This window comes from Longimicrobiaceae bacterium, from assembly GCA_035696245.1.
Taxonomy (GTDB): domain Bacteria; phylum Gemmatimonadota; class Gemmatimonadetes; order Longimicrobiales; family Longimicrobiaceae; genus DASRQW01.
This window is the reverse complement of sequence record DASRQW010000421.1, coordinates 1-12712: the sequence shown is the minus strand read 5'-3', so window position 1 is coordinate 12712 and position 12712 is coordinate 1. Positions and strand designations below refer to the sequence as shown.

Sequence of the window (12712 nt, the reverse complement as noted above, 5' to 3'; positions counted from 1 at the left end):
CGCCGCGCCCGGCGATGGCCTCGCGCGCACCCTCGCCCAGCACGGCCTTGGTGGAGGTGAAGATCATCATCTTCTTCACCTTCTCCAGGCGGATCAGGCCCGTGTCGGCCACGCCGGTCTTCACCAGGTCGACCAGGAACTGCTGCGGCCAACTCATGTCCTCGCGCAGGAATTCGTACACGAAGGTGTGCACCTCGGTGGGGTGCGACGGCAGCGCGTTCAGCAGCAGCGCCTCCAGCGTGTTCGGGCGCGGGGCGGCCGCCGGGGTGCCGGCGCGCTGGACCTCCACGATCTGCTTGGTCATCAGGCCGAAGAGCGCCTTCTTGGACCGGTGCTCCAGCTTCGCGGCGCCCGCCTGCCGCAGCCAGAGCAGCGCAACCGTCACCAGCGTCTCGGACAGCGGGTTCACGGCGACGTTGCCTTCTCCCAGCAGCAGATCTTCCTTCCCCTGGGTCATGCTTCCCTTCGGCGCGAACTGGTCCGCGAAGAAGAGGACCAGCTCGCTGGGCGTGAGGCCGTTCGCTACGGTTGCGTCTGCGATGGACATTGGCGGTGGGGAGCGGTGTGGAAGGCCATGCCTCGCGCCTTGCGTACGAGCATGCGGAGACGTTGAACCGGGTAAACAGACTACGCCGGCCACGTCTTACCGTAAAGCCCCCCGGACACCGCCTGTGCTACCCGCACGCGTCGCAGACCGTCCGGCTCCGGCAGAGTCGCTGCCCAACGTGTTGATGCGATAACGGTTTGCCGGGCGAGGCGATCCGACGCGACGACGAACTCCATTTTGTGGCGGAGATGTGGTGCGCCCCCGATTTCTCCTGGAGTCCCAAGAGAGAAGGCCGGGCTCCTCCACGGGAACCCGGCCTCCTCGCCGATCATCTACGTGGCTGCGGTCTACGCCGCCGCCCCGTGCTCAGACGCAGGCTTCCAGCCACGACTTCGCGAAGTCCTTCAGAACGTCCGGCGTGTAGTACTGGCCCTGCACGGTGCCGCGCAGGCTCTCGCCTTCCTTCGTGGTCTCGAACGAGGTGACGTCCAGCGTCTCCATGTCCAGCTTCAGCTTCTTCATGCGTGTCTCCGGTGCGAGATGGCCGTGGCGGATGCGAATCCGCGAGTACGGCTGAGGATGACATCCGGAGAAGGTATCTGTCAACACCTTTCCAGACCGATTCCGTGTCCCGTGTCATCCCTGATGATGCCGATCTGAGTTCAGAAAGGGTCGGCCGGACGAAGAGGATGAGCAGCGCCGTCATCTCTTCCCAACACGGATCAATCGAACTGAATGCGTCACATTATTCGATCACTCGCAGCTACCGGACATCTGGCCTCCGATCCAGATCGTGCTCCACCTCCTCGCGGGTAGACGAGCGCCCTCGAGTGCGCACTGCGGCGCGGGGGATGCGGTGTGGCGGCGCGAGGTGGGCAACGACGACCTGACGGGAGAGACGAGCGATGGCGGATGCGAGCAAGGTGGTGGTGATTACGGGCGCGAGCGGCGGGATCGGGGCGGCGCTCGCGCGGCACCTGGGCGGCCAGGGGCACCGCGTGGTCCTGGCCGCCCGCCGCGAGGCGGAGCTGGAGCGCGTGGCCGGCGAGGTGCGCGATGCGGGCGCGGCCGGCGTCCTCGCCGTCCCGACGGACGTGACCAAGCGCGCGGACGTGGAGCGGCTGCGCGACCGCGCCATCGAGGCGTTCGGCGGCGTGGACGTGTGGGTCAACAACGCGGGGCAGGGCATCAGCCGCTCCGTGCTGGAGCTGACGGACGACGACGTGGACCGGATGATGGAGGTCAACGTGAAGTCCGCGCTATACGGCATGCAGGCCATCGTGCCGCACTTCGTGGAGCGCGGGGCGGGGCAGCTGGTGAACGTGTCGTCGTTCCTGGGGCGCGTGCCCGTCGCCACCATCCGCTCCGCGTACAACGCGGCGAAGGCGGCGCTGAACGCGCTCACCGCCAACCTGCGGGTGGACTTGGCAGCCAGGCACCCCGGCATCCACGTCACGCTGGTGATGCCCGGCATCGTCACCACCGAGTTCGCCGCGAACGCGGTGGGCGCGTCACCCGGCGGGCCGCCCCCGCCCCCGCACGGCGCCATGCAGCCGCAGACGCCCGAGGAGGTCGCAGAGATCATCGCCGGCGTGATCGCGAACCCGGTGGCGGAGATCTACACCAACCCCGCGCACCCGCCCATCGCCCGCCGCTACTTCGAAGACGTCGGCGAGTTCGAGCGCCAGGCCGCGGCCCAGATGCGCGGGCGGTAGCGCCGGCGTCCGGCGCGGCGTCCGGCGCGGTGTGAAAGACGGGAGATGCGCGGCTGGCTGCGCATCTCCCGTCTTATACGGAATTCGGGTAGATCGACTTGCCTTCGCGGAGTCTCACCGAAGCGATTCGACCATCGGTAGCAGCCCACGGCGGTGGGCTTCGTGCCGTCGTAGCCCGCGGCTTTAGCCGCCAGGGCGATACAGGCCGCACCGATTCTCCCGCATTTCGTCTTCTCGATGCGCGCTACGGCATTCCAGGCCGCGCATCTCCCAGCACCACCGCGCCTGCCGTGGCGCCCGCGCCGAAGCTGACGAGCAGCGTGGGGCGCCCGTCCGCCGTGCGGCCCGCGCGGACGGCTTCGTCGAAGGCGAGGGGGATGGTGGCCGCGCCGGTGTTGCCGTAGCGGCCGATGTTGACGAAGGCGAGCCCGGGCGGCAGGTCCATCTCGCGGCCCAGGCTCTCGATGATGCGCAGGTTGGCCTGGTGCGGGACGACGAGCCCCAGGTCGGCGACGGAGATCCCGGCGCCCTCCAGCGCCGCTGCGGCCTGCGCCGCCATCGTGCGCACGGATGCCTTGAACAGCCGCGTGCCCTCCATCCGCAGCAGGTGGCTGCGCTCCTCCAGCACCCGCCGGTCGAACGGCTGGAGCGCGCCCCCCGCGGGCCGCACCAGGGCGTCCGCCAGGCGCCCGTCGGCCCACCACGACGTGGAGCGCACCGCCAGCAGCCCCGCCCCGCGCGACAGCACCACCGCGCCCGCACCGTCGCCGAACAGCGGCCCCGTCGCCGGGTCGGAACGGTCCGTGACCGTGGACAGCTTCTCGACTCCCACGACGAGCGCGTGGCCGGCGAGGCCCGCGCGGAGCAGGGCATCGGCCGTGATCAGCGCGTAGACCCAGCCCGCGAAGCCCGCTTCGATGTCGAAGCAGGCGGCGCGCCCGGCCCCCAGCGTGGCTTGCAGCTCGCACGCGGTGGGCGGCGTCAGGTGGTCCGGCGTGGACGTGGCGACGAGGACCAGGCCCAGCTCCCGCGCCTCCATCCCCGCGCTCTCCAGCGCCCGCGCGGCCGCGTGGCCCGCCATCGCCGCGGCGCCCTCGTCCGGCGCGGCGATGCGGCGCTCGCGGATCCCCGTGCGGCGCACGATCCACTCCTCGGTCACGCCCGCGCTCGCCGCCACCTCCGCGTTGCCCAGCACGCCCGCGGGCACGTAGCCGCCGGTGCCGGCCACGTGCGTGGGCTCGCGCGGGGCGTCAGGCAAGCGGCGGCCCCACCAGCGCGTCCAGCCGCGGCCGGGGGATGGCGCCCAGCTCGCGGCCCGCCTCGCGCCCGCCGCGGAAGAGGATGAGCGTGGGAATGGAGCTGATGCCGAACCGCCGCGACACCACGGGGTTCGCGTCCGTGTCGACCTTGGCGACCAGCAGCCCGCCCGCCCGGTCGCGCGCGAACTGGTCCAGCACCGGCGCCATGATCTTGCACGGCCCGCACCAGTCGGCGTAGAAGTCGACCAGCACGGGCACCTGCGCATCTGCCACCAGGCGGTCGAAGTCCGCGTCGCCCAGCACGAGCGGGCGGTCCAGCGCGATGGGCTTGCCGCAGTGGCCGCACTTGGGCCGGTCCTTCGCGCGGGCCACGTCCACGCGGTTCAGCTTGCCGCACGACGCGCATCGCACCGTCGCCTTCCGGCTCTCCGTCGCCTGCATCTTCCCTCCCGTGTCGTGACGCGTTGCCCGCGGACGTCCCGCCGGACCCGCGCACGCGGCGCGCAAGGCCCGTACCGGCCTCGACCGGCACGACGGACGGCAATCTCACGCGGAGCCGCGGAGAACGCCGGAGAAGCGGTTTGTTCTCCGCGGTCTCCGCGCCTCCGCGTGAGGCACTTCTGTCCAGCTTCGGGCGAAACCGGGCGGCGCGGGGCGCTGCGGCGCGGGCCCGCTCTGCGGACGCCGCGCGTCCACTGGGGCCGCCGGGGTTTCGTCGCGCTGCCGCTCCTGCTTTCTTTGGGGCTTGCGGCGGGCGAAGGCGTCCGCGGCGGGCCCCCTCCTCACCGTTCCGCGTGACCGGCGCGCACCTCTCCACCTCCGAAGACCTGCTGCGCGCCCTGCTCCCCGGCTACCTGGCGGAGTGGGTGCGCCTCGCCGCGCGCCGCCCGCTCCCCAAGCCGGAAGATGCGGACGCGCCCGCGCCGGAGCACCATCTCCTGTACGTGGACGCGTTTGCGTGCTCCGCGCTCGCCGGCCCGCTCGCCACGCGCGGCCAGTCGTGCGCGCGTGCACTCGCCGCCGTCTCCGCGCTCGCGGAGGCCGTTGCGAGCGAGGGCGGGCCGCGCCACCCGCTGCACCTGCGCGTCGTGCTGGTCGAGGAGGACCCCGCGCACGTCCAGGCCATCCGTGAGGCGCTGGAGGCCGCGGGCACGCCGGTCCGGGAGATGCGCGGCCTGGAATCCGCCGCACCGGGCGAGGTCGCCCTGGTGGAGGCCGACTTCGCGGACGTGGCGGAAGACGTGGCGCGGCTCGCATCTTCCGCGACCGACGCGCTCTGCCTGCTCGCGCCGCCCTCTCCGCGCCGGCTGCCGTGGGGCCTGGTGCGTACGCTGGCGGAGTCGGGAGATGCGGAGCTGCTCGTCGCCTTCCCGCATGCGGACCTGCACAAGCAGGCGCGCTTCGGCGGCACCCCTCTGGCCGATCTCCCCGCGTACGCCCGCCGCATCGTGGACGGCTACTCCGCACTGATGGGCGACGCGCGCCACGAGTGGCTGGGCGTCTGGCGCGAGGCCGAGCGCACCGCGGGCCCCGCCGCCGCCGAGCAGCGCATCCTAGACCGCTACCGCGACCGCCTGCGCACCATCGGCCCCGGCCGCACGGTCCGGCCGTTCGCCCTGCATCCCCCGGCAGCGTCGGAAGATGCCGCAGCTTCGGGAGATGCTGGAGCTTCGGGAGATGCGGAACCCGCCGCGCTGCTCCACCTCTTCCAGCTCGCGCCAGACCCCGCGCGAACGCTGGCGATGAACGGCGTGCTACGTGCCGCCTCGGTCCATGATTCGGCACCCGACCGCGCAGGCACCCGTGCCGCACGGATCCCACGGCCCGCCGCGGAGTCCGAAGTCCTGGAGCTCTTCTCGGCCGACGTCGTCGCGCCTCCGGCCGCGGCTCCGCAGCCGGTGGACGTCGCCGCCGTCGCGGATGTCGTCGCCGCACGGTTCGCCGGGCGCACGGTGCCGTTCCGCGCCATCCTGATCGCCCTCGCCGACACGGACCTCGTCGCGGACGAGGTGCGGGGTGCGATGGCGGTGCTCAAGCGCAGCGGCCGCGCCGTCTTCCGCTCCCTCGCGGACGACACGGCGGCGGTCATCTTCCCCAAGGTTCCCGTCCCGCCCGCCGCCAAGCGCCGCGCGCCGAAACCCGACGACGCAGGGCTCTTCGACGACGAGCGTCCTCCCAAGCCCGCGGAGGACATCCGGCCCTCGCGGCGGAAGAAGCCGAAGCCCGGCGGCGAGTAATCGAAGCGAGAACGGGCGCTCTCCCTCGTGGGAAAGGCGCCCGTTCGGCCTGATCGCTCCGGCGTCACCAGGAGGGCTCGTATCCCCCGGAGCCGTGGCCGTAGCCGCGGAAGTACTCGCCCGGCTGCACGCCGCCCGCGTTGCCGCTGCGGAAGCGCGTCCCGGCGTTGCCGTATCCGCCGTACCCGCCCGTGTCCACGGTCCCGCCGCCGCCGTGCATACCCGTGCCCTGCATGCCGTTGCGGCCGCCCTGCATCCCCCGGCCGCCGCGGTTCATCCCGTGCCCCCCTGGCCGCCGCGCATCTCGCGGTCGTAGCCGCCTATGCCGCGCCCGGCTCCGCCGTAGCCGTTGCCGGCCATGTAGCTCTGCCGGGGGCCGCCCTGCCCGGAGTAGCCGCCCCCGTACGAGCGCTCCCAGCCGCCCTGGCCGCCGTAGCTGCCGCGCCCGCCCTGGAAGTCGCGGTCGTACATGCCGCGCCGGGCTTCGCCCGCGTCCATGCCGTAGTGCTCCTGGCAGGCGGGCTTCGGTCCGCGCATGCCGTTCCCGCCGTATGCGCCGCGCCCGCCGAAGTCGCGGTCGTACCCGCCCCCGCCGAACCAGCCGCGGTCATTTCCCGCGCTGTGGGTGCTCCACATCCGGCCCTCGTAGTCGCTTCCGTAGCGATCCATCCGTTCCTCCTCGGTTCCGGTTGGCGATCCGTCCCCGCCGCGCGACCAGGCCGTGGAAACGGGGATGGGATGCGGTTGCAAGTCACGTTCCCGGAAGCGCCTATCTACTTGCCAGACGGACTCTTGAGGCACATTGTGTTTTATGCGGGGATCTGCGTCTTCGTCGACGAACGTCATAGCGGAAGCGCCGATGGGTGGATTCGGCAGAAGACGAACGTCGGCCCTCCTTCACCATCGTCTGCCAACGCTTCGCGGCGCTGCATCGACTGCGTGACCCCGTCCACGACGACTCGGTAGATTCGCAGGCTCCCGCCTCCGAAGCTCGGGAACGTCAGGGTTGACGACAGAAGTTCCCCCGGTAAATTGTTGCGCTGCAACGCCTGCCCGTCTTCCCGTCACGCTCGTGTTGGCTTTCGGCGTACCCTTGGGAGGCCGACTGCGCCACTTGGGGGAAGACGCGCGGCGCCGGATCGGCTATATTGTACATCTGCCCGCCGGCTCCCCTCATCCGGCGGCGGCCCGCTCCTGAAACTCCCCGCGGTCACTTCCGTAGATCTCTCGCGCGCATCGGGTTACACGCCGCGCACCTCGCTCCGGAGCGAACACTCGGATGGACATCTACCTCGTCTTGATGCTGATGGGCTTCGCCGGGCTCGCCTTCATGGCGTTCGGCGGCATCGGACACGGTCACGGGCACGGCCACGCGGGCGCCCACGGCCACGACGTTGGCGACGTGTCGCTGCACGGCGGCCATGCGGGCGGGCATGCCATCGCCCACGCACACGCCGGGCACGGCCACGCGGGCCACGACCACGGCCACGGCGGGCAGGGCCACCAGGACCACGGCGGCGCGGACCGGTTCGCGGGCATGCTCGTGGGGCTGCTCTCACCGCGCGTCTTCTCCAGCGTGCTGCTGGGGCTGGGCGCGACCGGCCTGCTGGCCCGGCCGTACCTGGGCGAGCCGCTGCTCTTCGGCGCGGCGCTGGCGGGCGGCGTGGCGCTGGAGCGGCTGGTGGTGAGCCGCATGTGGAACTTCCTGATGGGCTTCGCGTCCAAGCCCGCGCTGTCGCTGGAGACGGCGGTGATGGACACCGCGCACGCCGTCACCTCGTTCGACCGCAACGGGCAGGGCATCGTGTCCATCGAGCTGAACGGGCAGATCACGCAGGTGCTGGGCACCCTCCAGCCCGCGGACCGCGAGGCGGGGGTGCGCGTCAGGGCGGGAGACCGCGTCCTGATCGAGGCGGTGGACCCCGCCCGCAACCGCTGCACGGTCTCACACCTCGGCACGTGAGCCGCGCCGTCCGGCGCCCGCTCGTCGTCTGCCGATCCTTTCCCCCACCGGCCCCCCGGCCGAGGAGAACCGAATGAACATCATCGTAGTGGCGGTGGCGATCTTCTTCGCCCTGTTCATCTTGTTCCCGCTCATCATGAGCAAGCTGCTCCGGAACGTGGAAGCGGGCGAGATCCGCATGGTGAGCTGGCTCACCGGGGGCACGGTCACGTACCGCGGGCCGGGCAAGAGCAAGGAGATGCCGCTGCTCACGACCGGCACCACGCTGAGCAGCCGCGCCATCAACGTGGACCTGGACATCACCGACCAGACGGCGGACCTCGACGAGACCGGCACGCCGCAGCCCATCAAGGTGCGCGTCCTCGCCAGCGCCATCGTCTCCGTGGGCGACACCGACCAGCTCATCAAGACGGCCGCGAACCGTTTCTTCAGCAAGCCGAACGAGGAGCAGATCAACATCCTCATCGACCTGCTGTCGTCGTCCGCGCGCCGCGCCATCAACCTGCTCACGCACGACCAGCTCTTCTCGGCCAAGACGGCGCCGTCGAAGGCCGCGGCCATGGCGCTCGCCATCCCGCAGACCAGCGTGATGGTGGCGGCCGAGGACGACGACGACCCGCTGGCGGTGATCATCCGCAAGGCGTGCTCGCGCGAGCTCACCGACCTGGGCCTGATCTTCAACTCGCTCAACATCAAGGTCGTGCAGAGCGAGGTCGCCGAGGCCCGCCGCCGCCAGAGCGCCGCCGAGGCGCAGGCCAACGCCGACATCGTGGCCGCGCAGCAGACGCGCCGCGCAAAGGAAGCCACGCTCGAGGCCGAGCGCGTGATCTCGGACCGCCAGCGCGAGCTGGAGCAGACCAAGGCTTCGAACGCCGCGCTCATCGCCGAGGCCGCGGCCAAGACGCAGGAGGCGCTCGCCAAGCAGCGCATGGCCGAGCTGGGCGCCACGCAGATCGCGCAGGCCAAGGCCGACGCCGAGAAGCTGCGCATCGAGGCGCAGGCCCAGTCGCAGGCCGAGGCCATCCGCATCACCACCGTCGCGCAGGCCACGGCCGAGAGCATCGCCAAGGTGAACACGGCCATCCAGGCGGGCGGCGAGAGCTACTTCCGCTACCGCCAGATCGAGATGCTGCCGCAGATCGCGCCGGTGATCGCCGACGCGCTGGCGCAGGCCCGCATGGTCACCATCTCCGGCAACGGCGCGGAAGGCGGCGCGGGTAACGAGACGGCCAACAACATCACCGCCGTGATCCAGACCGTGCTCGCCGCCCAGCTCGTGGGCCGCAGCGGCATGCTGGACGGCAACGCCAGCTTCAACGGCCAGGGCAACGGCGCCGACCGCGAGGCCGTCCCGGCGATGTCGGTCTTCCCGCCGACCAAGTAGGCACCGCCGCCCCCCGGCGCTCCTCGACCGGGTCTGGTAGACGTACGATAAAGGACGGGGCGGGCAGCGATGCCTGCCCCGTCTTCTTTTCTGCCGCCGGGTTGTCAGCGCACGCATCGCGTTCTACAATCCGCGCATCCTGCCGATGCCGTCCATGGCCTCACTGCCGACCGATTCCCCGTCGGCCGGGCATGGATGCGCATCTTCCGATTACCGTCTTCCCATTTAACGAGGTAGATGATGAGCATCCGTCACGCGCTCGTCTCCGTGTGCGCCGTGGGGCTGCTGGCCGCGTGCAAGCCGCAGCCGGAGAAGCCCGCCGCGCCGCCCGCGAACCCGATCAAGGCGCGTGTGGAGCCCACACGCCAGGCCGCCGACGACGCGGGCAAGGCCATGCAGGCGTCCGAGGACCGCATGCGCGCCGCCGCTGCCGAGGCCGCCGGTGAACCCGCCGACTCCGCCGCGAAGCAGCCGTGACCCCTGGGCTGCCGACGGCCGCCGGTCCTTTGATTGAGCCAGATCCCGGCTGATCGGTGTCCGGCAGCTCGTTCATCGCCGGCTGATTCACCCGATGCCTGATCATGGCTGACCTGGCACGTCGCCACGAACGCCATCGACCGATCCTGCTCACCGCATTCCCGAATCGAAGATGATCTTCCCCGGAGCCACAGGCTGGGCAATCGTTTACCGGGCGCTCCTGCCCGTGATGCAGCGTAGCCGGAATCCGCTGGTCCGCGCGCTGGTGAAGCGCCACGGCGTCGCCCCGACCGGCGCGGACGGCCGGATGACGTGGCAGGACCGTCTGCTCGCGGCGTTCGTCGCGGCAGTGTGTGCCGGCGTGCTGTTCGGCATCGCCGCGCTCGGAATCACGCTCTCGGATCGATGGCCGCTCAGCAGCACGCCGTCGGTGGTGGTGATGGGAATCGGCTTCGTCTGCATGATCCTGGGGGATGATGTCGTCGGTGATGGTGCTCGCGCATCTCGTCCGCGCCCCGTTCGCCCGGTCGAGGAGAGGGCCGCCACGCGAGCCTGCCTCGTGCGCGGACGTGTTGCCGTCTTGACCACGGGGCGTTTTGTGCGCACGTTTGTGCGTACACTCTCAAGGAGCTTGAGATGACCTACAATGGCAGGGCCACGAAGTCCGGCAACTCGCAGGCGATGGCCTTCGAGAAGTCGCTGTTCCGGACGCATCCGGAGTTCGCCACCGGGCGGCTTTCCGCGGATTACATCGGTCCCGGATGCCTGCTGGTGCGCACGCTTCCCGACGCGGTCCCGGCGGCCGAAGAGGACGATCCCATTCTGGGCGCGTACCTCGCCTTCCTCGAGGCAGAGATCGCTGCCTCGCCCGAGCGGATGCGACCGCTGTCGCCGGGCTCGCTCGAGCGCGCACGCGAGCTGGTGGGCCATCTGTACGTCGATCCGAACGAGGATCTGGGTGACGGCGCCTCGATCGATTGACCGCGTCTTCGCGGCGATGGACCCGCCTCCGCCGCGCGCGAACGGCTGGTGGCTGCTGGCGTGGACGGAGTTCCAGCGCCAGTTCGACGGCCTCGTCGCCGAGGTTGCGCAGCTTCGGTCCAAGGACCCGGAGGGGTACGGCTCGCATCCCAAGTCGAAGCTGCTCGCCACCCTCTTCCGCCTCGTCACCGCCGACGTGCCCCGCGACCCCGCCAACCCCGACTTCCGCCAGGGCAACACGCTCGGCGAAGCCCATCGTGGCTGGTTCCGAGCCAAGTTCCACCAACGTTTCAGGCTTTTCTTCCGCTTCCGCTCGGCAGACCGCATGGTCGTGTACGTGTGGATCAACTCAGAGGCAGGGCTGCGGAAGGAAGGCGACCGAAACGACCCGTACAACGTCTTCCGGCGGATGCTGGAGCGAGGTTCGCCGCCTTCCGACTTCGACGCCCTGCTCCGCGAGTGCGCCGGGTTGGGGCTCCCGTCCGTCGGCGATGCGCCACCCTGATCCATCGGCCCGCCCGAACTTCTCCAGGCAGATGACTCCCGACCCCGTTCGCGTGCTGTTCGTGTGCCTGGGCAACATCTGCCGGTCGCCGTTGGCGGAGGCGGTGTTCCGGCAGCAGGTGGAGCGACGGGGGCTGAGTTCGCGCTTTCAGGTCGATTCCGCGGGCACGTCCGGCTACCACCGCGGCGCGGCGCCGGACAGGCGGAGCGCGGAGACGGCGCGGCGGCGTGGCGTGGAGGTGACGGGGCGCAGCCGCCAGCTTGGCGAGCAGGACCTGCGCTCGTTCGGCTGGGTGATCGCGATGGACGCCGAGAACCTGGCCGAGATCGAGGCGCTGCGTGCGCGTACGGGCGGCACGGCGCGCGTGCACCGGCTGCGCGAGTGGGATCCGGAGCGGAGCGGGCTGGACGTGCCGGATCCGTACTACGGCGGCCCCCGCGGCTTCGACGACGTGCACGACATCGTGGAGCGGTCGTGCGCGGCGCTGCTGGAGCACGTCGTCGCGGAGGAGGGCCTGGCGTGATCCGCCCGCCGGATGCGGTCCGCGCCGGTGTCGAGGCTCGGTTCGGGGCGCTGCGGAGCGTGCAGGCGGTGGGCGGCGGCGACATCAACGTCGCGTGGCGGCTGGGATTCGACAGCGGGTTCGTGTTCGTGAAGCACAACGCCACCGCGCCACCCGGATTCTTCGCCGCGGAGGGGGCGGGGGCTGGCCGCGTTGCGCGCTGCGGCGGCGGACGTTCGCGTGCCGGAAGTGCTGGCGGTATGCGATTCGGGAGATGTGTGTCACGACGCGGAGGATTCGGACGGGCGGGGCGGGCCGGCATGGCTGGCGCTGGAGTGGTTGGAGCGCGGGCCGCGAGGCGCGGACTTCGGGGAGCGGGTGGGGCGCGGGCTGGCGGCGCTGCACCGCGTGGGAACGGGCGGCTGGGGATGGGAGGAGGACAACTTCATCGGCTCGCTGCCGCAGGAGAACCGCACTGCGCCGTCCTGGGCGGAGTTCTGGCGCGAGCGGCGCCTGGAGCCGCAGCTACGCCGCGCCCGCGACGTTGGGCGGATGCCGGGTAGCGCAGCACAGTGGGACGCGCTCTTCGCCCGCCTTCCGGACGCGCTCGCGCCGGCGGAGGCCGACGGGCCGTCGCTGCTGCACGGCGACCTGTGGAGCGGAAACGTCCTCGCGGCGGCGGATGGGCCCGCGCTCATCGACCCCGCCGTGTACCGCGGCCACCGCGAGGCCGACCTGGCGATGGCGGACCTCTTCGGCGGGTTCGACGCGCGATTCCAGGCGGCGTATCGCGAGGCGTGGCCGCTGGCGCCCGGCTACGAGCGCGAGCGGCGGCCCATCTACCAGCTGTACTACGTGATGGTGCACGTGAACTTGTTCGGGGGATCGTACGTCCAGCAGGCGGCGAGGCTGTTGGGCCCTCACCCGGCGGCCTGAGAGCCGCCACCCTCTCCCACAAACTGCGTGGGAGAGGGGACGTACTGCTTGGCGGTTGTCGTGGCGGGGGATTGTCGGCGCACGATGATCTGGCGCACGCTTCGGCGTGTGCTACCATCCCGCGCATCCCGCGCATCCCGCGCATCCCGCGCATCCCGCGCATCCCGCGCATCCCGCGCATCCCGCGCATCCCGCGCATCCCGCGC

15 protein-coding genes and 1 pseudogene are annotated in these 12712 nt (G+C 71.3%); 10 read left to right on the top strand and 6 right to left on the bottom strand.

Annotated features, from left to right (window positions below):
• Positions 1-547: hypothetical protein (locus tag VFE05_18880; protein HET6232146.1), on the bottom strand; the 547-nt coding region annotated here is incomplete at its 3' end.
• 366 nt (positions 548-913) lie between these two features.
• Positions 914-1069, bottom strand: coding sequence for a hypothetical protein (locus VFE05_18875; GenBank protein HET6232145.1), 156 nt, complete (start codon positions 1067-1069; stop codon positions 914-916).
• Positions 1070-1452: 383 nt separating this feature from the next.
• Here VFE05_18875 and VFE05_18870 point away from each other — a divergent pair, with 383 nt between their 5' ends.
• Complete coding sequence (locus VFE05_18870; protein HET6232144.1) at positions 1453-2262, top strand: SDR family NAD(P)-dependent oxidoreductase; 810 nt, start codon at positions 1453-1455, stop codon at positions 2260-2262.
• Between the two features lie 244 nt (positions 2263-2506).
• On the opposite strand, the gene VFE05_18865 is transcribed toward VFE05_18870, so the two are convergent.
• Positions 2507-3520: a beta-ketoacyl-ACP synthase 3 gene (locus VFE05_18865; GenBank protein HET6232143.1), complete on the bottom strand. Its 1014-nt coding sequence runs from the start codon at positions 3518-3520 to the stop codon at positions 2507-2509.
• Entirely contained in the window at positions 3513-3962 is a 450-nt protein-coding gene (gene trxA / locus VFE05_18860; GenBank protein HET6232142.1) for a thioredoxin, read from the bottom strand. Before trxA ends, VFE05_18865 begins: the two co-directional genes overlap by 8 nt.
• A 353-nt stretch (positions 3963-4315) precedes the next feature.
• Here trxA and VFE05_18855 point away from each other — a divergent pair, with 353 nt between their 5' ends.
• A complete protein-coding gene (locus VFE05_18855; protein HET6232141.1) occupies positions 4316-5758 on the top strand; it encodes a hypothetical protein in 1443 nt (480 codons plus the stop codon).
• 64 nt (positions 5759-5822) lie between these two features.
• Here VFE05_18855 and VFE05_18850 read toward each other — a convergent pair whose 3' ends face one another.
• Positions 5823-6035: a hypothetical protein gene (locus VFE05_18850; protein HET6232140.1), complete on the bottom strand. Its 213-nt coding sequence runs from the start codon at positions 6033-6035 to the stop codon at positions 5823-5825.
• Positions 6032-6427 (bottom strand): hypothetical protein, encoded by a 396-nt coding sequence (locus VFE05_18845; GenBank protein HET6232139.1) that lies wholly within the window; start codon positions 6425-6427, stop codon positions 6032-6034. The genes VFE05_18850 and VFE05_18845 overlap by 4 nt, the downstream gene beginning before the upstream one ends.
• Positions 6428-7037: 610 nt before the next feature.
• Between VFE05_18845 and VFE05_18840 the strand changes: the two genes are divergently transcribed.
• The 8 genes and pseudogenes from VFE05_18840 to VFE05_18805 all read left to right on the top strand — a co-directional run bounded on the left by VFE05_18840 (position 7038) and on the right by VFE05_18805 (position 12506).
• Positions 7038-7721 carry a hypothetical protein gene (locus tag VFE05_18840; protein HET6232138.1) on the top strand — a complete coding sequence of 228 codons (684 nt, stop codon included), beginning with the start codon at positions 7038-7040 and terminating at the stop codon, positions 7719-7721.
• 73 nt (positions 7722-7794) lie between these two features.
• Positions 7795-9105: a hypothetical protein gene (locus VFE05_18835; protein HET6232137.1), complete on the top strand. Its 1311-nt coding sequence runs from the start codon at positions 7795-7797 to the stop codon at positions 9103-9105.
• A gap of 237 nt (positions 9106-9342) precedes the next feature.
• Positions 9343-9582 (top strand): hypothetical protein, encoded by a 240-nt coding sequence (locus VFE05_18830; protein HET6232136.1) that lies wholly within the window; start codon positions 9343-9345, stop codon positions 9580-9582.
• A gap of 172 nt (positions 9583-9754) precedes the next feature.
• Entirely contained in the window at positions 9755-10222 is a 468-nt protein-coding gene (locus VFE05_18825) for a hypothetical protein (GenBank protein HET6232135.1), read from the top strand.
• A complete protein-coding gene (locus tag VFE05_18820; GenBank protein HET6232134.1) occupies positions 10219-10563 on the top strand; it encodes a type II toxin-antitoxin system PrlF family antitoxin in 345 nt (114 codons plus the stop codon). Before VFE05_18825 ends, VFE05_18820 begins: the two co-directional genes overlap by 4 nt.
• Complete coding sequence (locus VFE05_18815; protein ID HET6232133.1) at positions 10541-11068, top strand: type II toxin-antitoxin system YhaV family toxin; 528 nt, start codon at positions 10541-10543, stop codon at positions 11066-11068. The genes VFE05_18820 and VFE05_18815 overlap by 23 nt, the downstream gene beginning before the upstream one ends.
• 31 nt (positions 11069-11099) lie before the next feature.
• Positions 11100-11591: a low molecular weight protein-tyrosine-phosphatase gene (locus tag VFE05_18810; protein ID HET6232132.1), complete on the top strand. Its 492-nt coding sequence runs from the start codon at positions 11100-11102 to the stop codon at positions 11589-11591.
• A 171-nt stretch (positions 11592-11762) separates the two neighbouring features.
• Positions 11763-12506: pseudogene (locus VFE05_18805) on the top strand (fructosamine kinase family protein).
• Positions 12507-12712 lie beyond the last annotated feature (206 nt).